Genomic DNA, 18,535 nt, shown 5'->3' with positions numbered 1-18,535 from the left:
TAGTGACACTGGTGACATTGGTGACACCATTGATCTACAACGCTTTTTCGGAGCATCGCTGGTGACATGGCCGGTGACGCTGGTGACATCTACGCCGCTCGATCCTCCGCCTGCGGCCGGACGTAGGGGCGAACCCGCTCCAAGGTTCCGGCCACGCGTTTTTGCTTTTCCTTGACCCAACCCAACCGGCGCAAGATGTCCGCCACCCGCCTCTGCTCTGGCTTGTTCATCCGCGCCAGGTCCATTTGTAGGGCATGTTTCAGCAGGCCCATGACCGTCACTTCATTGATCGGTCCGAACAATCCGTCGGGGTAATGAAGTTGAGGTGCGTGGCCTTCCAGGTATTTGATAATTGCTTCCTCCCACGGATCTTCGACGTAGCGGGAGTCCTGCTCTTCGCGGGCTAGATCCTGCGGGTAGTCCCACCATTGAAAGCCGGTGCAGTACAGGTGCAACGCCTCAGCCCAAAGCTGATCCCGCCATTGCCGGATATAGGCGACGTCGGCCTTGCGGCACAACACCGGTAGGAATCGTCGCGCCCCGGTTGGGTCGCTGAGGTAGGCGTCGGCGTTGGTGGTACCCATGAAAATGCACTGCCGTGGATGGCTCCGCGCATGACGATCATAGGGCGCACGGTATTTGTCATCGCGCCGGGTGATCGCCATTTTCACTTGGTTGATATCGGCCTTGGAGAAGCTCTGCATCTCGCCGATCTCGACCACAGAGTTGCCCTGCATGGTGACGTAGAAGTCTTTGTTGGTCGGTGGCTCGCTGGTTTCCAGATACCACTCGAAGCCAAACAGCTCAGCGATACAGGAGGATTTTCCCTGTCCTTGCCCGCCTTCCAGCACCACCATTTCGTCGACTTTGCAGCCCGGAATGAAGATCCGCGCAATCGAGGACACAGGGATGGATTGGCCGATGTGCGCGGTGTAGGGGTTGATGTCGGCACCGAATACCGTGGGCAACAGCATCTCCAAGCGGGGCTGATCATCCCAGGGCGGTAGAGACTCGAGCCAATTGCGTACGGGGTGAAAGCGATGCTCCCAGGCAACCATCCGCACCGCCTCGTCGGCGACAGCACTGCTGCGCAGGTGCAGGCTCCACACCATCTGCAGCCACACCAGCGTCTTGCTGGCATCGACATCCTGCCATGGGCCTTTTTCACCGTTGGGCGTAGGAGGAGGCTTGAGTTTGTCGATGCGGTCGGCGAATTCGTTGTAGGCAAGGACGCCCTGCCATTCGGGTGTGTGCTTGAGGATCAAATAAGCATTGGCGAGTTGGGACCGTAACACACCCTCCTCGGTACGCCGTAAAAGCGCTTTCCAGTCATCACTTTCGACGATAGCGCCGCTCGGGCGCTTGTGCGATCTCGGAGGTTTTTCTGTAGGGGTTAGACCTAACAGCTTCGCGGCTGCTTTCACTGCCCGCGATACATCACCGTCGTGCTCCAGCAAGCAATACACCGCGAAGGCATCGTTCTGGTGACCATTGGCGAGTGGGTCTGACGCGTGATGTGAATACACGCGGCCCTCAGTTACGGTGATACCGGGTAAGCCTGTGCTGCTATGAGGGCAGAGCCACTTTCGACCATGTTTGGTGTAGCCGTGATCGGCCAGCATTGCCTCAACGTCATGGGCGCGGTTGAACTCATCGATCACCGAAGGGTGCTTTCCTGGCTCAGTTTGCTTCGGTTTGCGCACAGGCGGTTTAGGTGCGGGCTTCCACGGGCAACTTGCGTCGGCATCACGCTTGAACAGCTCCCAGTTCTGCCAGGCTTTAAGTAGCTCTGGAAGCAGCACCGGAAAACCTTCAGCCGGAGGTGGGTTCTTCCAGGTGTAAGGCTTGCCTGTTCCGGGATGAATGGAGGGCGGCAGCACGTCCTGAACAAGCCCGGCTCGGAGTTCGAAAACCGTGAACGCCTTGTACTTGTCCGCCAGCGTTCTAGCTGCTGCTTCAGCAGCTTGATCCCCTGAGGCCTTGGCCTCTTTCGCCATCGTGATGGCGCTTTTGAATTTCGAACCATCAGGATCGTTTTCACGTGGCCACGCTAACGCGTGTCGGCTGAATTCCACTTCGTCCGGCACGCGAAACAGAATCCTCATACGTGCAGGGTTACCAATTACGCACGGGAAGGCGTTCGCCATCTCATCCAGATCAAGGCCCAACTGTTCGAACAAAACTCGCCGCGTCCACTGCACATCATCCACGTCCAACGAACACAGACGGCTCGGCCCCAGAACCACGCCCATGTTGTGTTTTGGATGGTCACGCCAGAAGTCCGCAGCCTGCTCGGCGTCGGTGAAATAGCCGCCCGGCTGATTCCAGGCACTGCCCTTGGGCGCTTTCTGACGAGGTTCGATGGGAACGAGGGCTAGGTTGAACAGTTCAACGTAGCGCTTTGCCCAGTCAGAGGATGTTGGCCGTTGCATCGCGCACCTTACGCGGCCGTAGCTTTTCTGCGGCCGCCGACAGGCCGAATCTCGTAGGCCGAGTAACGGCCCTGCTCATCGACCTGAACGCGGATATCACGACCCGAGCTCAGCATCTGTGACACTGCGCTTTGCGAAACACCCAGCAGTTTTCCGAGTTCAGGCTGGGTGCGACCGTGAGCAAAATCCTTCAGCGAAATACCAATATCATCGTCCATTCCTTGATACCTCGAATGGTTTTGGACTATGGATATTAGTAATCCTTCTTTTGCATCTCAACCGCCAAGATGTAAAAGTATGCTGAAATAAGCCGCCTTTATATTTTCAGCCTATGTCAGATCAGCCACCGCATATCCTTGAAGAAGCTGCACGCTTGCTGGCGATTTACAAGGATCGCAAGGATCTCTATCCAGCTCTGACTCAGAAAAAACTTGGGGAAGAATGTCGCTGGAAAGGGCAAAGCATCGTCAGCCAGTACATGACAGGGAAGATTCCTTTAAACATGCCTGCGCTGCTGAAATTCGCCACCCTGTTGGAGTTTCAGCCCACCGACGTTAGCACCCGCCTCTTCTCCGACTTCCCAATTGAAGGTTTCAACGTTGGCTCCCAGCCGACTACCATCGGCACCTCTTTCCTTCGTGCCCTGGGTGAAACCAACGTGAGCTCACCCCCACCTTCCGACTTGAACAACAAGATTCCAACGGCTCCTGGCGACATCGAAGTCGACCTCTATCACGAGGTTGAACGCCCCGACGGCAAGGGCACGAAGGTGAAATTAGGTGGCGGAAGGACAATGCCGTGCAGTCGTAGGGACTTGTACCTCAAGAACATCAAGCCTGAAGTGGTTGCAGGTGTTTTAGTCGAAGGAAGCAGCATGGACCCCGTGCTACCCGAGGGTAGCCGCGTTGCCATTGATACCTCGGTAACGCAGATCCAGGACGGGAAGATGTACCTCCTCGATTACAAAGGCCAACTCCGACTACGCCTGCTCTACAAACTGCCAGAAAGCGGATTGCGACTGCGCAGTTACAACAGCGATGAGTATCCTGAGGAAAATCGAGACGGTGATTTTGTTTCGAAAAATATCCGAATTCTCGGCAAAGTGTTTTGGTATTCAGCGTTGATTTAAAGCTTCCCTCAGAATTACCTGTCAGCTATATCAGCATCACTCCATCACTACTTATACGCCCCGCTTAGAAAGTGCAGTTGACACATAAAATTAGTGATCCTAATTTTTAATCGTCATCACTTCGCTGCATGAGGTGTAGCGACCATGAAAGTCAGAAAACTAAATGCACAGCCGGTATACCTCCATCCCGGCGTCTCGCAACGAGCCGAGATTGAGGCCCTTCAAAAGCGTATAGGCCAATTGCTGATCATCATCGGTCAGCGCTCAAGTGCGCCAAAACCACCCGAGCCCATCGCCTATCACGATGACACCAATCCATGGGGTGGCGACGCCGCCTGAACCATCGCACGTCAACGCCCAAGAACGCGATGACGGGAGGTAACCACATGAACTCAACCCTCGACCAACTCCGCCGTGAATGGAGCACACCCTGCCCCACGCTGTCGGCTGTGCGTCAGCGGTACTTTCCGCACATCAAGACAGACAGATACATGCTCCACGAAATCAACGCGGGTCATATCCCGATCAGATACACGCGGTTGCATGGCTCGATCAGGTCTGCACCGGTGATCTATCTGCATGACCTCGCTGACTATCTGGATGCCATGGGCACATCGATAGAACGCCCGTCGCCAACCCTGACTACATGAGGAGAGCGAAATGACTCACTCACAGACTAAATCCGAAGCTGTCGCCACCAGCGCACAGAGTGATCTCGTGCAACTGCTGCCGCCCGAGCAAATCCACGAGCGCTTCCTGAGCCATCTGCGCTGGCGTATCAACGAAGTGCGCCTGGGCGACAAGAAAATGCGTCAGGTCAATTACTGGATCGTCTACGGGCAGATTGAGATGGGCCTTATGGCACGCTGGATCAGCATCGACGAAACAGAAGGCCTCTACGAAGAGTTAAGTAACGTGAGCTACGCCAGCCGCACGGCGGGCCATAGCCCGGAGGCTAAGGAGGCGGCAGCATGAGCACCGCCGAGAAATTGGAGATCAGCGTTACACCCGGAACCTGGTTTCGCCAAGACCTGCTTTTCCCCGTTTTTGGCCTGAGCACCGAAGCGGTCCGCAAATACCGCTCCAGGGGTATTTGGCTCGAAGGCAAACATTGGCGATGGGACCCCGCCCACGTAATCGTCTACAACCGGGACGAAATCGAAAAGTGGATGGCAGGCCAGCCATGAGCGGGAAAATGCCAACGGGTGTGGAGCTGAACGGCAAACAGCTCCGCATCTGCTTCATGCTCCACGGCCAACGCTGTCGTGAGCCCCTGGAAGGCGTTGTGACGGTCAACAAGGCATCTATCGCCTACGCGGACAACAAGCGGCGGGCGATCCTTGCAGAGATCAAGGAGAACCGCTTTGACTACGCCGCACACTTCCCTAACTCCCCGAGGGCACAGACGCTCTCGGGGAGCGCCGGACATTCAGCCAAACGAACCGTGAAAGAAGGCATAGACCGTTGGCTGGAGGTGCAGCACGCGCTCAAGGCTGCCAGCACGGTGATCAACTACGAGAGCAAGGCTGTGCACGTCGAGAATAAGTTTGGCAAGTCGCGGATCGTCGACGTCAGCAAGAGCGACATCGAGCTGTTCCAGGCTCAGCTATTGAAGCAAAAGCTGGCGCCGAAAACGGTGAACGACATTTTTACCGTGGTGCGCGGGGTTTGGGCTGATGCGTTTGGTGATGGGATTCTGAAAACCAATCCGCTGGAGAGAATCAGCAACGTCAGTACGGACGCCGATGACGAACATGCCGACCCTTTCAGCCGGGAAGAAATCGAGCGGATTAGTGCGGCAGATTCAGAGCGAATGGCCGATGCCAGAATGATCGTATTCAACTGCTGGACTGGGCTTTCACTGTCCGAGTTGATTGCGCTTGCCGTTGAAGATGTGGATCTGAAGGCTGGCACTGTTCACGTTCGACGTGCATTGGTGGTTGGGCAGTTCAAGGTGCCCAAGGAGCGCACCAGGGTGCGAGTGGTGGAGCTGATTGATCCCGCTCTGGAGTTGATGCGGGAGATCCTGGCTGCGGCCAGCGCTGAACCGTACGTCGATATCAGCGTCACACAGCGGGACAACATCACGACAAAGCCTGCGAGGGTCAGGTTTCTTTTCCGAAGCTCTGCCAGCGGGTTGCTATGGAACGGCAAGATTTTGAGTAAGTGGTTTACTGCCCATCTGAAGAAAGCTGAGGTCAGGCATCGCGGGGCCAACCAATGCCGGCATACGTTTGCCAGTCAGATGCTGTCGAGCTATGTGCCGGTCGAGTGGGTGGCTCGGCAGCTTGGTCATGCGGATACGACTATGGTGAGGAAGCACTACGGCAGGTGGATACCGCGCGACACCAAGAGCATGGCGGGGATTGTTTCCAAAATGCTTGGCTTCAGGGATTAAACAGGTTCGGCCATCAAATGAAAAACCCCGCTACGCGGGGTTACTCATTAAAACATTACTGAACTATAGCGACTGCTATTGCCGCCACTCTGTAGGTGCTTGCTCGCCTGGCATTACCAATGCTTCAAAGTTAGCAATCCCAGCATGTCTAGCCGCCGCTGCGACGGTTGCCTTAGTAAAAGTAATAGCCCCGTCAATCGTCGTATTGGGAACAAACTGAGCTGTCCACAATGTGGTTAGCTTGTGCTTGGTAAAATGTTTTTCCTTGAGGTACTCGTTAAATTTCGCTCGCGAGTTCGGAGGCACATTACCGTTAAGGTCGACAGTCAAAGTCACATAAACCGTCATGCTTCACTCCCCCCGAGACTTATTGGATTGAGAGAGGACCGAGGCAGCAAGGGCTTTCGTGTCGTCGCTATATTTACTGCTCTGCAGAACCATTCCAGCCTTGGCCTCCATCTCGGCACTGGTCTGCTTATCAGTACCAGTCTGAGACAACGCCGAAGCTGCAAAGCTTTTGGCGATAGCCGAAGAGCTTTGACTGCTGAGTGTTTCAGCCGCCAAGGTGGCGAGCTTGCTGGAGGTCTGCTTGGTATTCTTACTCATGATGTATTTCCTGTTCAGTATGGGAATTCCCGCCTGAAAAGGAACCGTCGGGCGATTTTCATAATCCATCGTTTGACGATGGAGTATCCATTCGCTCTAATGATCAATCTCAGGTCAGGCTCAACAGCCGTTGGCATGAGGGCGAGTGATTACGTTCTGTCCGCAAAAACGAAGCGTAGTCACCCGCTGACTTCCTACCTGCTCCTAGGAGTACGGCAGGCAACGAAACCCTACATATAGGGATGATTTCGCGCCCTGAACACAAGATAATGCGTTTTTAAGGGCATAGCAACGCGCTACCTGTGGATAACGCTGTGGTTAAAATGTGTATGAAAGACGTAATGGCTGCGTAACCCGCATGGCTCAAGCATTACGCCGTTTGTCACAAATTATTTCGGATCCAAAACAATCAAAATCGGCTCTTCGCGATTGCACATCCGCCTAGAAATAATGAATCGACCAGTACTACATTTGGCCGTTATTTCACTTTGATGGCTGCGGCTGCTTTACAGACAGCTCATCAAGACCGAGAAGTCCGACCGACGTTGGTAATCCCTTAATCGGACCCACTACAATATCGTCAACTCCACTCTCTCGCTTGGCACTATAGATGTCCTGACCAATCCATTTGGAGGTATCAGGCAAAGGTCTTCCATCCTGCTTCACCACCCAACGTCCTCGAAACTTCCCATACAACGTGTGCGGATTATTTCCATCAAGGGCCTGATCAACTTTCACTTTCAGTTCAGCCGCAGAGCACTTCGTCGTAGGAGAGAAAAAGCCTCTGTTCTGGCAAGACATTCGAAAGAGAATCGGTGCGAGTTTGGCAGCATCAACACGGACTCGAATAAAGTAAGCATCTTTCAGCTCGAAGTGATATTCGCTTTCGGGGGTTCCCGGACTATGCAGGAGCGAACAACAGTATTTTGGGGAACTCATGGGCTTTTCACCCTGGTCCAAAAGCTGCTGGTACGTGAGAGCTTCGGCGTACTGAATAACGCCTGCTGTGCCCTCTACGGCGGCTACAACATTGCTTGAGTAAGCAGCAGCGAGAGATAGCAGCGCAACAAGGCGCGGTAGTTGGTATCGCATCACCAAATCCTTATGAGTGATAGAAAGGCTGCTAGGCAAACCTGAGAGTTGCCCTAAATTTGCCCTAATCCAAACCCCAACAACGAAAAAGCCCCTGAAATGTTCAACCATTTCAGGGGCTTAGTCGTATTCAATAATGGCGGAGAGATAGGGATTCGAACCCTAGGTACCGGTGAAGGTACAACGGATTTCGAATCCGTCCCATTCGGCCACTCTGGCATCTCTCCAACGGCGCGCATCATAACAGCGTGGATCAGGAAAGCAAAGCGCCGAAGCGAATTTTTTCCGTGCTATCAGATGCTTGCGTCGATTACAGCGGTACGCCGAGACGATTGGCGACTTCTTCGTAGGCTTCGATAACGTCACCGAGGCCCTGGCGGAAGCGGTCTTTGTCCATCTTCTTCTTGGTATCTTTGTCCCACAGGCGGCAGCCGTCCGGGCTGAATTCGTCACCCAGGACGATGGAGCCGTCGTGGAACACACCGAATTCGAGCTTGAAGTCCACCAGCAGCAGGCCTGCGTCGTCGAACAGTTTGCTCAGTACGTCGTTGACCTTGAGGGACAATTCCTTCATGCGCGCCAGTTGCTCAGCGGTGCCCCAGCCGAATGCCACGACGTGGGATTCGTTGATGAACGGGTCGCCCTTGGCGTCGTCCTTCAGGAACAATTCGAAGGTGTAGGGATTGAGCTTGAGGCCCTCTTCCACGCCCAGACGCTTGACCAGGCTGCCGGCGGCGTAGTTACGCACGACGCATTCAACCGGGATCATGTCGAGCTTCTTGACCAGGCACTCGTTGTCGCCCAACAGTTTGTCGAATTGGGTCGGAATGCCGGCCGCTTCGAGCTTCTGCATGATGAAGGCGTTGAACTTGTTGTTCACCATGCCTTTGCGATCAAGTTGTTCGATGCGCTTGCCGTCGAACGCCGAGGTGTCGTTGCGAAACAGCAGGATCAGGCGGTTGGCGTCGTCGGTCTTGTACACCGACTTGGCTTTGCCGCGGTAGAGTTCTTCACGTTTTTCCATGATGGGCTCCGCTTGCTAAATGGTGGGCTAGGCGATGTGTCGCCAGTCGAGCCCTGAATCTTGATCGGCCAGTTGCAGCCAGTCCGGGTCGCACCCGAGGGTGTCGACAAAACATTGCCGGGCCAGCTGCGGCAGGTTGTTCTTGCTGCTCAGGTGGGCCAGGACCAAGTGTTGCAAGTCTTGCCAGCCCAACTCATACACCAGGTACGCCGCCTGGTGGTTGTTCAAGTGTCCCAGTTCGCCACCCACCCGCTGCTTGAGAAAGTAGGGGTAATGACCGCGAGCCAGCAGGTCTCGGCAGTGGTTGGACTCGATCATCAAGGCATCGAGGTTCCGGTAACCGTCCAGCACCTTGGCGCAGTAGGAGCCCAGGTCGGTGAGCACGCCGAAGCGCCGCTCACCGTCACTGAAGACATACTGCGTCGGTTCCTGGGCGTCGTGCGCCACGGCAATCACATCGATGCTCAAGGCACCGATTTGCAGCTGCTCGTCACCGGCCAGGAAACCTGCGGGTTCAATGGGTTTGCGCATCCCGCGCAAGGTACCGCGACTGAGGTACACCGGAAGATTGTAGCGCCGAGACAGCAAACCCACGCCATGCACGTGGTCGGCATGTTCGTGGGTCACCAGAATCGCACTCAGTTGCGCGGGGTGAACCCCCAGGCGCAACAGGCGCCGCTCGGTTTCTTTTAACGAGAAACCACAATCCACCAGCACGTACGTGTCGTCGTGGGCGACCAGCGTACCGTTCCCTTGGCTACCGCTGCCGAGAACGGCAAAACGCACCGGATCAGCCCAGGTTGTCTTGAATCACGCCCAACACTTTGCGCGCTGTTTCAGCGGGCGCAACGGTATTGATGTTCTTCTCGACGGTAACCTGCACGCTTTCGCCAACCTTGCTCAAACGAACCTGGTAACGCTCGGCGCGAGTCTCGATTTCTTCCTTGGTCGGCTTACTGCCGAACAGCTTGCCGAAGAAACCGGGCTCTTCATCTTTACGCTCGGCCTTTTCAGCCACGTTGATGTAGTACAGGCCGAGGCTGCGGTTGATGTCTTCTACGCGCCAAGGGCCCTGCTCCAACGCGCGGCCGACACTGGCCCAGGCGCGATCGAGGTCTTCACCCAGGTTCAGCACCACGTTGCCGCTGCCGTCTTCGGTGAGGCTAACGCGACTCGGGGTGTCGTAATCACGGGCGGCGAGCAGGGACACGGAGCCGCCCTTCTCGGAGATACGGCTCATGCTGGCCAGCATTTCGTCGACCAGTGCCGAGTCGACGCCGGTGTTGACCGAGCGGTTGGTGAAATCAACGTTGGCGGTGCTGCCGGCAGGACGCTCGGCGCTGACCACGTAGACTTCACTGGTATTACGCTGCACACCTGGCTCGATGCGCACACGCACACGGGCTTCGCTGTCGGCGGCTACACCACCGGCCTGCAGGCGCTTGGCCATGGTGGCGGACAGTTCGCTGCCCTGCTGCCATGCCGTGGTGAATTCACCGGTCTGCGGGCGCTGCTCGTCGATACGGAAACCGTTGTCCTGGAAGAACTGCACCGCCACTGGCCAGACTTCGGCAGGTGGGCGCTGAGCCACGATCCAGCGGGAGTCGCCGCTCTTCTGCAGGCTGTAGTCGCTGGCATCCGCCACGGCCGAGATCGGCTGTGGACGTGGCACCACGTATTCACCTTTGGTGGTGTCGTCAGCGACGTTGCGCGGGATCGGCAGCAACGGGTCAAGGCGCTTGGCGACGTTGACGCCCGGCGGCAATTCCATCGGTTTGGTGGGTTGTGCTTCCAGGTAATCGCTGCCGCGGTCACGGAAGTAGCCTTCCGGGCCCCAGATCCAACCGCAGCCACTGGTGCTGGAGATAATCAAGGCAAGTGCGGAAAGTCCGGCCAATCGCTTCATGCGTAGTGCTTCCTCAATTAAACCAGGACGCCGGACTGGCGCAGGGCCTGTCGCAGCGGTTCGTGACAGGCTTCGCTGAGACGGGTGAGCGGCAGACGGATACCGTCCGGCATCATGCCCATTTCAGTCAGCGCCCACTTCACGGGGATAGGGTTGGATTCGATAAACAGTGTCTTGTTGAGCGGCATCAGCTTCTCGTGGATCGCGCGGGCGGTCACGGCGTCGCCGGCAATGGCGGCGGCGCACATGTCGCTCATGGCACGCGGGGCCACGTTGGCGGTCACGGAGATGTTGCCTTTACCGCCCAGCAGGATCAGCTCGACCGCGGTGGCGTCGTCACCGGAATACACCAGGAAATCGCTGCTCACGCCGGCCAGGATGTCCTTGGCGCGCTGCAGGTCGCCGGTGGCTTCCTTGATACCGATGATGTTCGGCACGGTGGACAGGCGGATCACGGTCTCGGCCTTCATGTCGCACGCGGTGCGACCCGGCACGTTATAGAGGATCTGCGGGATAGCGACCGCTTCGGCAATGGCGCGGAAGTGCTGGTACAAGCCTTCCTGGGTCGGCTTGTTGTAGTACGGGGTCACCAGCAGGCAGGCATCGGCGCCGGCCTTCTTGGCGTTTTTGGTCAGCTCGATCGCTTCACGCGTCGAGTTGGCGCCCGTACCAGCGATCACGGCGATACGGCCCGCGACACGCTTGACCACGAATTCGATCACCTGGATGTGTTCTTCCACATCGAGGGTGGCCGATTCACCGGTGGTGCCGACCGCCACGATGGCGTTGGTGCCTTCTTGCAGGTGGAAGTCCACCAGTTTGCCCAGGCTGTCCCAGTCGAGACGACCTTGTGCATCCATGGGTGTGACCAGTGCCACCATACTGCCCGCAATCATGCAACCGCTCCTGCCGGAAAAAGAGAGCCGTAATGGTACTGGCGCCAAGATGCTTGTACAAGCGAAGTACCGCGTGAGGATGCGTTCTGGCGCAACTAAACGACGGGCAATGCCATCATTGGACAAAAGCATGCTCTGACGCACGATGAAATCAGACCGATCACGCAATGAAAACGCCACCTCCTATCCCTTGGCGGCGGTTTTCGCTACCCTTCATGCTTTGATCGATACAGCCCTCACGGTATCGACCGCTCATCGTTTTAGGAAGGCTGCATGTCCACCCCCACAGTTCGCGAACAATTCCTTGTTATCAGTGCCCTCGGCGCCAACCCCATGGAGCTGACCAACGTCCTGTGCCGCGCCAGCCATGAAAACCGCTGCGCCGTCGTGACCTCCCGCCTGACCCGCCATGGCGAGTGCAGCGCGCTGGTCCTACAGATCTCCGGCACCTGGGATGCCCTGGCGCGCCTGGAGACGGGCCTGCCGGGCCTGGCCAAGAAGCATGATTTCACCGTCAATGTGGTACGCAGTGCTGCCCTGGAGAATCGTCCCCAGGCCCTGCCTTATGTCGCCTATGTCAGTTCCGCCTATCGCTCGGACATCGTCAACGAGCTGTGCCAGTTCTTCATCGACCACAACGTCGAACTGGAGAACCTGACCTGCGACACCTACCTGGCCCCGCAAACCGGCGGCACCATGTTGAACGCCACGTTTACCGTGACCTTGCCGGCTGGCGTGCAGATCAGCTGGCTGCGCGACCAGTTCCTGGATTTCGCCGATGCCCTGAACCTCGACGCCTTGATCGAGCCATGGCGCCCACAGAACCCAATGTAAGGAAGTTTTTCATGACGGTAGTCATCGACAAACCTGTAGCCGATTTCGAAGCCCAGGCCACCAGCGGCCAGACCTTCAGCCTCGCAGCGCTCAAGGGCAAGCAAGTGGTGATCTACTTCTATCCGAAGGACAGCACGCCGGGTTGCACCACCGAGGGCCAAGGCTTTCGCGACCAGTACGCAGCCTTCAAGGCGGCCAACACCGAAGTGTTCGGCGTGTCGCGCGACAGCGTGAAGTCCCACGAGAACTTCAAGGGCAAGCAGGAATTCCCCTTCGAGCTGATCAGCGACAAGGATGAAGCGGTTTGCCAGCTGTTTGATGTGATCAAGTTGAAGAAGCTATATGGCAAGGAATACTTGGGCGTGGACCGCAGCACCTTTCTGATCGACAGCGAAGGTGTGCTGCGCCAGGAATGGCGCGGCGTGAAGGTGCCAGGCCATGTGGATGCCGTATTGGCGGCAGCACAGGCTTTAAACAAGGCCTGAAACGCGGGCTTTTGTAGTGAGCGGGCTTGCCCCGCGCTGGGCTGCGAAGCAGCCCTGAAACCTGCAATCGCGTTTTACCTGAAAGACCGCGGCGGCTGTATTGGGGCTGCTGCGCAGCCCGGCGCGGGGCAAGCCCGCTCACTACAGTAAGTTATTTGTGCCGTTACAACAGCGGCGCTACTACCGGCTCTTGCCGTGGCCATGCATCCAGCACCGCCTTGAACAGTGTTGCCAGCGGGATCGCAAAAAACACGCCCCAGAAACCCCACAGCCCACCAAACAACAGCACTGCGCAGATGATCGCCACTGGGTGCAGGTTGACCGCCTCAGAGAACAGCAGCGGTACCAGCACGTTGCCATCCAGCGTCTGGATGATCCCGTATACCGCCATCAGGTAGATGAACTGATCGCTCCACCCCCACTGGAAAAGGGCGATCAGGGTCACGGGCACGGTCACCACCACGGCGCCGACGTACGGTACCACCACTGAAATGCCGACCAGCAATGCCAGCAAGGCCGCGTAGTTCAGGTCCAGGGCGATAAACGCGATGTAGGTCACGCCCCCGCAGATGATGATCTCGATAACCTTGCCACGGATGTAGTTGGCGATCTGCCGGTTCATCTCTTCGGCCACGCGTGTGATCAGCGCGCGTTCGCGGGGCAGATAGCCACGCACCCAGCGACCGATCATGGCGCGGTCCTTGAGGAAGAAGAACACCAGGATCGGCACCAGCACCAGGTAGATCATGATGTTGACCAGCAGCGGCAGGCTGGACAAGGAAAAGGTCAGCGCCCACTGGCCGAATTTCCCGATCTCGCCGCGCGCCACTTCGATGGCTTGCAACACCTGCTCGTCCGACACCAGATGCGGGTAGCGCTCTGGCAACAGCAACAACAGCGATTGCCACTTGGCGAGCATGCCCGGCAACTCATTGAACAGCGTGATCAGCTGATGCCATAACAACGGCAATACCACCACGATAAACACCACCAACAGGCCCATGAACAAGGCAAAGACCAGCCCCACCGCAGCACCGCCCGGCAAGCGCAAGCGTTCCAGCGTGGTCACCAGGCCCTGCATCAGGTAAGCCAGCACCATCCCCGCCAATACGGGCGCCAGCATGCCGCCCAAGGTGAGCACGGCCGTAAAGGCCAGAAACAGCAGGACCGCCAGCACCACGGCCTCCTCATCGGAGAAGTAGCGCTGAATCCAGTCTCGTAACACTTTGAACATCAATCAACCTCGGGTGGTGGGGGCAAACGGTTCAGGCCTTGCGCAACCAATAGCGGTACACACCGGCGGCGTCTTCTTCATGCAGCAGGGTGTGGCCGGCCAGTTTGGCAAAGGTTCGAAAGTCGCGCTGGGAGCCAGCGTCCGTGGCGATCACCTTGAGCACTGCGCCACTGGCCAAACGATTGAGTTCCAGCTTGGCCTTGAGCAAGGGCAACGGGCAATTGAGGCCGCTGGCATCGAGTTCGGCATCAAAGGCTACAGCGTCGGTCATGTTTTTACTCCGGGCACGCATTTGGGTTGCTTAGAATATCTGGTCCGAAGCTCAGTGTCCGGCTACAGTAAGCTCTTTGTCGAAAGGCTCTGTGCATGACTTTTTTGCGCCCTACCCTGCTGACGCTGGCTTGCCTGCTGGCCTCCCCAGGCTTCGCTGACGACCTACCGTCACTTGGCGACGCCAGTTCTGCCATTGTCTCGCCACAACAGGAATACCAGCTGGGCCGTGCGTGGCTTGCTTACCTGCGGGGCCAGGTCTCGCAGCTCAACGACCCGCAACTCAAGGACTACGTCGAGACCAGCGTGTACAAACTGGTGGAGACCAGCCAGGTCAACGACCGGCGCCTGGAGTTCATCCTCATCAACAGCCCGCAACTGAACGCCTTCGCCGCGCCTGGCGGGATTGTCGGTGTGAACGGCGGCCTGTTCCTCAACGCCCAGACCGAAGGCGAATATGCCTCGGTACTGGCTCACGAATTGGCGCACTTGTCCCAACGCCACTTCGCCCGTGGCGTTGAAGCGCAACAGCGCATGCAGATCCCGATGATGGCCGCGCTGCTCGGCGGCATCATCGCGGCAGCCGCCGGTGCCGGTGATGCCGGTATCGCCGCCATTGCCGGCACCCAGGCCGCCGCGATCCAGGAACAACGACGGTTCTCCCGCCAGAACGAACAGGAAGCGGACCGCATCGGCATCCTCAACCTGGAAAAAGCCGGTTACGACCCACGCTCCATGCCGACCATGTTCGAGCGCCTGATGCGCCAGTACCGCTTCGATGCCAAGCCTCCGGAATTCCTGCTGACGCACCCGGTCACCGAATCGCGGATCGCCGACACCCGCAACCGTGCCGAGCAGTCCAAGCCTGGCGGCAAGGAAGACAGCCTGCGCTATCAGCTGATTCGCGCTCGAGTGCAGTTGCAATACGAAGACACCTCGGGCCTCGCCGCCAAGCGCTTCCAGGCGCAGTTGGACGAGAACCCGAAGAATGATGTGGCGCGCTACGGCCTGGCTATCGCACAAATCAAAGGCTCTCAGTTCAAGCAGGCACGGGAAAACCTGGCGGCGCTGCTGGCCAAGGCGCCCAACGACATCACTTACAACCTGGCGCAGATCCAATTGGACATCGACAACAGCCGCCTGCCGGATGCCCAGCAACGGACGGATCGGATGCTGACCCAGTATCCGGGCAACTATCCGTTGAATCAGGTGCGCGTGGATCTGCTGCTCAAGCAGAACCGCACGGCAGACGCGGAAAAGGCGTTGGACAGCTTGCTCAAGTCGCGTCCGGATGATCCGGACGTCTGGTACCAGGTCGCCGAAACACGCGGGTTGTCCGGCAACATCATCGGCCTGCATCAGGCCCGCGCCGAATACTTTGCGTTGGTGGGTGATTTCCAGCAGGCCATTCAGCAATTGGACTTTGCCAAGCGTCGGGCCGGTAACAATTTCCCCCTGTCGTCGCGCATCGACGCACGCCAGCGTGAGTTGATCGAGCAGGAACGCCTGGTTAAAGGCATGATGAGCTAAACCTATCAGGCACAAAAAAGCCCCGCCCTCGTTAAACGAAGGCGGGGCTTTTTGTTTTTACCGATTTACTCAGCCAGTTTGAAGGTGATGAAGCTGGCACGCCCCTGGCGCAGCACGCGCATCGACACCGAACGGTTCTTCGGCAACGCCTTGGCGATGTCGGTGAATTGCTTGGTGTTGTCGATTGCCTGGTTGTTCAGGTGCGTAATCACGTCACCCGGCTGCAGGCCGATCAGGGAGGCAGGGCCGTCCTGCACTTCCTTGATCACGACGCCGCTCTTGAGGTCGAAGCTCTTCTTCTGCTCATCGGTCAACTCGGCCACAGCGATACCCAGGCGATTGCTGCTGCGCTCGGCACCTGGCTTGGCGTTACCCAGTGCATCCAGCGTTGCGCCTTCTTCAGGGATTGCGCCCACCGTCAGCTCAACGTTCTGGCGCTTGCCTTCGCGGATCACTTCCAGCTTGGCCTTGCTGCCAGCCTTGAGTGCGCCTACCAGATGCGGCAGGTCGGCCGACATGACGATCGGCTGGCCGTTCATGCTCAGGATCACGTCGCCAACTTGCAGGCCACCTTTGGCAGCCGGACCGTCGTCCTGGATCTGCGCGACCAGGGCACCGGCCGGTTTGTCGAGGCCAAAGGACTCAGCCAGGTCTTTGTTCACTTCCTGGATGACCACACCCAACCAGCCACGACTGACCTTGCCACCGCTTTTCAGTTGATTGGAAACATCCATGGCGACGTCGATCGGGATCGCGAACGAGACACCCATGAAACCACCGGAACGGGTGTAGATCTGCGAGTTGATGCCGACCACTTCGCCCGCCAGGTTGAACAGCGGACCACCAGAGTTACCCGGGTTGATCGGCACGTCGGTCTGGATGAACGGTACGTAGTTTTCGTTCGGCAAGCTGCGGCCGATGGCGCTGACGATGCCTTGGGTGACGGTATGGTCAAAACCGAACGGCGAACCGATGGCAACCACCCACTGGCCGGCTTTCAGGTCTTGGGATTTACCCAGTTTCAGCACAGGCAGGTCTTTGCCTTCGATTTTCAGCAAAGCCACATCGGAACGTGGATCGGTGCCGACCAGTTTGGCTTTCAGCTCACTGCGATCAGCCAGGCGCACGAGAATCTCATCGGCGTCGGCAATCACGTGATTGTTGGTGAGGATATAGCCATCCGGCGAGATGATGAAGCCCGAGCCCAGGGACTGAGCTTCACGTTGACCACCACCGCCGCGTGGTGCGCGCTGTTGCGGCATGCCGCGCTCGAAGAACTCGCGCAGCATCGGTGGCAGGCCTTCCAGGTCCGGCATCTGCTGGTTAGAGACTTTGCGATCCGGCAGTTTTTGCGTGGTACTGATATTCACCACGGCAGGCGAGGCTTGCTCAACCAATTGGGTGAAGTCAGGCAGCTCGACTGCTTGCGCAGGTAAGGCCTGACCCAGCACCAACACTGTGGCGACTATGGATAGGTAAGACTTCAAACGTGGTATCGACATACAGCTCCCGTTACGACGAGCAGGGTTGAGCGACAGGGTTCAAGAAACGCCGAAAACTGCGACCGACATCTTTGTTCCGCGAACAAATCAAGGCCAGAGCCGACAAGCCCTGACCTATAAAAAACATGAAGGATTTTTGCAAGTGAAAATGCTGATCCAGACATTTCATGCTCTCGGCAGCCAACCTGGCATGGAAATACAGTGAAAGGTCAGGATGAACATAGGATTAACGACTCACGGCTGGGGGGCTGGCTTTTTTTCACCGCGCACCGACAACGCGATACGTTCTGCGGTGCCGATGGGTATTTCACCCACCACCGTCACCATCATCTCGCCGTCCACCGTATTGAGGCGACGCGATACTGCAACGGTAGGGCCCAGTTGAGTGCGGGTTTCGGTGACGCTCACATCGCTGATCGGCTCAAGGAACACCGAGAAACGCGCCAGCCCGTCTTCATACATCAGGCTGTCGACCGTCGCTTTGGTCTGGGTGTCTTTGCGGGCGCTGCTACGGGTCAGTTGAAAACCGGGGGGCAACCACTCCATATGCCAAGTCTCGGTAGACTGCACTTCTGGCGCCTTGCCATTCGCGACGGCGATAGGCGTGCATTCACCACTAGGCTGCAGATCACGTTCGTCAGGTACCTGCGAGGTATCCAACCGAGTGAACTGGAAGCGCTCCAGCAATTGCCCTTGGTCGTTCAACAACAGGGATTTGAGCGGCAGCGCGGTCTCTCGATCCAAGTGCAATTCAAACCCATAACGGTACTGGTCACGCGGCGTAATCGATACGATGACCGCATTTCTACCGGCCACACGAGATTTGCCAATGACGGCCAGTTCGTAGAATTCATTGAGTTTTTGCGGATCCAGCGCACGTGAAGGTGCATCACGTGAGTTGCCCAAGCCTGCGACGAGGGTGCCGCTGACGCATTGTGTACGACCGTCCAACCGCACGACTTCCTGGGCAGAACCGTCGAGTTGCAAGAGCCGCTCACGGACTTGACCATTCTGGACACGATGCCAGATGTCATGGGTAGAAAAACTGCCGTTACGTTCGTAGACGAACGTACCTTGAAAGCTCTGCTGCTGCTCTGCACGCCCAAGTCGAGTCAGCCAATCTTGGGCTTCATCGGCGTGGGCGGGGAGTGCAAACCAACTACTGAGCAAAAGCGTAAGGAGCGGTATGGCTCGCAT

Annotated in this window: 23 protein-coding genes and 1 tRNA gene; 10 read left to right on the top strand and 14 right to left on the bottom strand. The window is 57.4% G+C overall.

Annotation, left to right across the window (positions count from 1 at the left end):
* Positions 1-89 precede the first annotated feature (89 nt).
* The gene (locus tag ACI512_RS11290) at positions 90-2,432 is read right to left on the bottom strand and encodes a VapE domain-containing protein (RefSeq protein WP_405121772.1); all 2,343 of its coding nucleotides are present in this window, start codon (positions 2,430-2,432) and stop codon (positions 90-92) included.
* Between the two features lie 8 nt (positions 2,433-2,440).
* Positions 2,441-2,650: a Cro/CI family transcriptional regulator gene (locus ACI512_RS11285; protein WP_405121771.1), complete on the bottom strand. Its 210-nt coding sequence runs from the start codon at positions 2,648-2,650 to the stop codon at positions 2,441-2,443.
* Positions 2,651-2,805: 155 nt separating this feature from the next.
* Here ACI512_RS11285 and ACI512_RS11280 point away from each other — a divergent pair, with 155 nt between their 5' ends.
* From ACI512_RS11280 to ACI512_RS11255, 6 genes are all read left to right on the top strand, one after another.
* On the top strand, positions 2,806-3,561 hold the full coding sequence (locus ACI512_RS11280) for a helix-turn-helix transcriptional regulator (protein ID WP_405121770.1): 756 nt from the start codon (positions 2,806-2,808) through the stop codon (positions 3,559-3,561).
* A 144-nt stretch (positions 3,562-3,705) separates the two neighbouring features.
* Positions 3,706-3,900: a hypothetical protein gene (locus ACI512_RS11275; protein WP_405121769.1), complete on the top strand. Its 195-nt coding sequence runs from the start codon at positions 3,706-3,708 to the stop codon at positions 3,898-3,900.
* Between the two features lie 47 nt (positions 3,901-3,947).
* Positions 3,948-4,211: a pyocin activator PrtN family protein gene (locus ACI512_RS11270; protein ID WP_065886457.1), complete on the top strand. Its 264-nt coding sequence runs from the start codon at positions 3,948-3,950 to the stop codon at positions 4,209-4,211.
* Between the two features lie 10 nt (positions 4,212-4,221).
* Positions 4,222-4,536 carry a hypothetical protein gene (locus tag ACI512_RS11265; RefSeq protein ID WP_405121768.1) on the top strand — a complete coding sequence of 105 codons (315 nt, stop codon included), beginning with the start codon at positions 4,222-4,224 and terminating at the stop codon, positions 4,534-4,536.
* Complete coding sequence (gene xisR / locus ACI512_RS11260; RefSeq protein ID WP_093543899.1) at positions 4,533-4,748, top strand: excisionase family protein; 216 nt, start codon at positions 4,533-4,535, stop codon at positions 4,746-4,748. The genes ACI512_RS11265 and xisR overlap by 4 nt, the downstream gene beginning before the upstream one ends.
* Positions 4,745-5,959, top strand: coding sequence for a tyrosine-type recombinase/integrase (locus ACI512_RS11255; RefSeq protein ID WP_405121767.1), 1,215 nt, complete (start codon positions 4,745-4,747; stop codon positions 5,957-5,959). The genes xisR and ACI512_RS11255 overlap by 4 nt, the downstream gene beginning before the upstream one ends.
* 75 nt (positions 5,960-6,034) lie before the next feature.
* Here ACI512_RS11255 and ACI512_RS11250 read toward each other — a convergent pair whose 3' ends face one another.
* The 8 genes from ACI512_RS11250 to dapA all read right to left on the bottom strand — a co-directional run bounded on the left by ACI512_RS11250 (position 6,035) and on the right by dapA (position 11,483).
* On the bottom strand, positions 6,035-6,307 hold the full coding sequence (locus tag ACI512_RS11250; RefSeq protein ID WP_168224213.1) for a hypothetical protein: 273 nt from the start codon (positions 6,305-6,307) through the stop codon (positions 6,035-6,037).
* Positions 6,308-6,310: 3 nt separating this feature from the next.
* Positions 6,311-6,565: a hypothetical protein gene (locus ACI512_RS11245; protein ID WP_405121766.1), complete on the bottom strand. Its 255-nt coding sequence runs from the start codon at positions 6,563-6,565 to the stop codon at positions 6,311-6,313.
* A gap of 483 nt (positions 6,566-7,048) precedes the next feature.
* A complete protein-coding gene (locus ACI512_RS11240; RefSeq protein ID WP_405121765.1) occupies positions 7,049-7,657 on the bottom strand; it encodes a hypothetical protein in 609 nt (202 codons plus the stop codon).
* A gap of 137 nt (positions 7,658-7,794) precedes the next feature.
* A tRNA-Ser gene (locus ACI512_RS11235) sits at positions 7,795-7,884 on the bottom strand.
* An 83-nt stretch (positions 7,885-7,967) separates the two neighbouring features.
* Positions 7,968-8,681, bottom strand: a complete 714-nt coding sequence (gene purC, locus ACI512_RS11230) for a phosphoribosylaminoimidazolesuccinocarboxamide synthase (protein ID WP_010212191.1) — start codon at positions 8,679-8,681, stop codon at positions 7,968-7,970.
* A gap of 27 nt (positions 8,682-8,708) precedes the next feature.
* Positions 8,709-9,467: an MBL fold metallo-hydrolase gene (locus ACI512_RS11225; RefSeq protein ID WP_236379674.1), complete on the bottom strand. Its 759-nt coding sequence runs from the start codon at positions 9,465-9,467 to the stop codon at positions 8,709-8,711.
* Between the two features lie 4 nt (positions 9,468-9,471).
* On the bottom strand, positions 9,472-10,587 hold the full coding sequence (bamC, locus tag ACI512_RS11220; RefSeq protein ID WP_012722775.1) for an outer membrane protein assembly factor BamC: 1,116 nt from the start codon (positions 10,585-10,587) through the stop codon (positions 9,472-9,474).
* 17 nt (positions 10,588-10,604) lie between these two features.
* Positions 10,605-11,483 carry a 4-hydroxy-tetrahydrodipicolinate synthase gene (gene dapA / locus ACI512_RS11215; protein WP_012722774.1) on the bottom strand — a complete coding sequence of 293 codons (879 nt, stop codon included), beginning with the start codon at positions 11,481-11,483 and terminating at the stop codon, positions 10,605-10,607.
* 273 nt (positions 11,484-11,756) lie between these two features.
* Here dapA and ACI512_RS11210 point away from each other — a divergent pair, with 273 nt between their 5' ends.
* Together ACI512_RS11210 and ACI512_RS11205 are read left to right on the top strand one after the other, a co-directional pair.
* Entirely contained in the window at positions 11,757-12,317 is a 561-nt protein-coding gene (locus ACI512_RS11210; RefSeq protein ID WP_012722773.1) for a glycine cleavage system protein R, read from the top strand.
* Positions 12,318-12,328: 11 nt separating this feature from the next.
* The gene (locus ACI512_RS11205) at positions 12,329-12,802 is read left to right on the top strand and encodes a peroxiredoxin (RefSeq protein WP_012722772.1); all 474 of its coding nucleotides are present in this window, start codon (positions 12,329-12,331) and stop codon (positions 12,800-12,802) included.
* 163 nt (positions 12,803-12,965) lie between these two features.
* On the opposite strand, the gene ACI512_RS11200 is transcribed toward ACI512_RS11205, so the two are convergent.
* Positions 12,966-14,036 (bottom strand): AI-2E family transporter, encoded by a 1,071-nt coding sequence (locus ACI512_RS11200; protein WP_053136801.1) that lies wholly within the window; start codon positions 14,034-14,036, stop codon positions 12,966-12,968.
* A 31-nt stretch (positions 14,037-14,067) separates the two neighbouring features.
* Positions 14,068-14,307: a sulfurtransferase TusA family protein gene (locus ACI512_RS11195; RefSeq protein ID WP_010212198.1), complete on the bottom strand. Its 240-nt coding sequence runs from the start codon at positions 14,305-14,307 to the stop codon at positions 14,068-14,070.
* A 95-nt stretch (positions 14,308-14,402) separates the two neighbouring features.
* On the opposite strand from ACI512_RS11195, the gene ACI512_RS11190 reads away from it, so the two are divergent.
* A complete protein-coding gene (locus ACI512_RS11190) occupies positions 14,403-15,836 on the top strand; it encodes a M48 family metalloprotease (protein WP_012722770.1) in 1,434 nt (477 codons plus the stop codon).
* A 65-nt stretch (positions 15,837-15,901) separates the two neighbouring features.
* Here the strand turns inward: ACI512_RS11190 and ACI512_RS11185 are convergent, their stop codons facing one another.
* On the bottom strand, positions 15,902-17,338 hold the full coding sequence (locus ACI512_RS11185) for a DegQ family serine endoprotease (RefSeq protein WP_046034528.1): 1,437 nt from the start codon (positions 17,336-17,338) through the stop codon (positions 15,902-15,904).
* Between the two features lie 25 nt (positions 17,339-17,363).
* Between ACI512_RS11185 and ACI512_RS11180 the strand changes: the two genes are divergently transcribed.
* Positions 17,364-17,543: a hypothetical protein gene (locus ACI512_RS11180; RefSeq protein ID WP_102061808.1), complete on the top strand. Its 180-nt coding sequence runs from the start codon at positions 17,364-17,366 to the stop codon at positions 17,541-17,543.
* 29 nt (positions 17,544-17,572) lie between these two features.
* Here the strand turns inward: ACI512_RS11180 and ACI512_RS11175 are convergent, their stop codons facing one another.
* On the bottom strand, positions 17,573-18,535 hold the full coding sequence (locus ACI512_RS11175; protein ID WP_236379676.1) for a MucB/RseB C-terminal domain-containing protein: 963 nt from the start codon (positions 18,533-18,535) through the stop codon (positions 17,573-17,575).

This window comes from Pseudomonas petroselini (genome assembly GCF_045037875.1).
Lineage (GTDB): Bacteria > Pseudomonadota > Gammaproteobacteria > Pseudomonadales > Pseudomonadaceae > Aquipseudomonas > Aquipseudomonas petroselini.
Note: the sequence above shows the minus strand (reverse complement) of the source record. Positions and strands in the feature narration are given on the sequence as shown.

Bases quoted from the DNA above. Each gene is read 5' to 3' on its own strand.
- ACI512_RS11290 (WP_405121772.1), bottom strand. From the start codon at position 2,432: ATGCAACGGCCAACATCCTCTGACTGGGCAAAGCGCTACGTTGAACTG.
- ACI512_RS11285 (WP_405121771.1), bottom strand. From the start codon at position 2,650: ATGGACGATGATATTGGTATTTCGCTGAAGGATTTTGCTCACGGTCGC.
- ACI512_RS11275 (WP_405121769.1), top strand. From the start codon at position 3,706: ATGAAAGTCAGAAAACTAAATGCACAGCCGGTATACCTCCATCCCGGC.
- ACI512_RS11270 (WP_065886457.1), top strand. From the start codon at position 3,948: ATGAACTCAACCCTCGACCAACTCCGCCGTGAATGGAGCACACCCTGC.
- ACI512_RS11265 (WP_405121768.1), top strand. From the start codon at position 4,222: ATGACTCACTCACAGACTAAATCCGAAGCTGTCGCCACCAGCGCACAG.
- xisR (WP_093543899.1), top strand. From the start codon at position 4,533: ATGAGCACCGCCGAGAAATTGGAGATCAGCGTTACACCCGGAACCTGG.
- ACI512_RS11255 (WP_405121767.1), top strand. From the start codon at position 4,745: ATGAGCGGGAAAATGCCAACGGGTGTGGAGCTGAACGGCAAACAGCTC.
- ACI512_RS11250 (WP_168224213.1), bottom strand. From the start codon at position 6,307: ATGACGGTTTATGTGACTTTGACTGTCGACCTTAACGGTAATGTGCCT.
- ACI512_RS11245 (WP_405121766.1), bottom strand. From the start codon at position 6,565: ATGAGTAAGAATACCAAGCAGACCTCCAGCAAGCTCGCCACCTTGGCG.
- ACI512_RS11240 (WP_405121765.1), bottom strand. From the start codon at position 7,657: ATGCGATACCAACTACCGCGCCTTGTTGCGCTGCTATCTCTCGCTGCT.
- purC (WP_010212191.1), bottom strand. From the start codon at position 8,681: ATGGAAAAACGTGAAGAACTCTACCGCGGCAAAGCCAAGTCGGTGTAC.
- bamC (WP_012722775.1), bottom strand. From the start codon at position 10,587: ATGAAGCGATTGGCCGGACTTTCCGCACTTGCCTTGATTATCTCCAGC.
- dapA (WP_012722774.1), bottom strand. From the start codon at position 11,483: ATGATTGCGGGCAGTATGGTGGCACTGGTCACACCCATGGATGCACAA.
- ACI512_RS11210 (WP_012722773.1), top strand. From the start codon at position 11,757: ATGTCCACCCCCACAGTTCGCGAACAATTCCTTGTTATCAGTGCCCTC.
- ACI512_RS11205 (WP_012722772.1), top strand. From the start codon at position 12,329: ATGACGGTAGTCATCGACAAACCTGTAGCCGATTTCGAAGCCCAGGCC.
- ACI512_RS11200 (WP_053136801.1), bottom strand. From the start codon at position 14,036: ATGTTCAAAGTGTTACGAGACTGGATTCAGCGCTACTTCTCCGATGAG.
- ACI512_RS11195 (WP_010212198.1), bottom strand. From the start codon at position 14,307: ATGACCGACGCTGTAGCCTTTGATGCCGAACTCGATGCCAGCGGCCTC.
- ACI512_RS11190 (WP_012722770.1), top strand. From the start codon at position 14,403: ATGACTTTTTTGCGCCCTACCCTGCTGACGCTGGCTTGCCTGCTGGCC.
- ACI512_RS11185 (WP_046034528.1), bottom strand. From the start codon at position 17,338: ATGTCGATACCACGTTTGAAGTCTTACCTATCCATAGTCGCCACAGTG.
- ACI512_RS11175 (WP_236379676.1), bottom strand. From the start codon at position 18,535: ATGCGAGCCATACCGCTCCTTACGCTTTTGCTCAGTAGTTGGTTTGCA.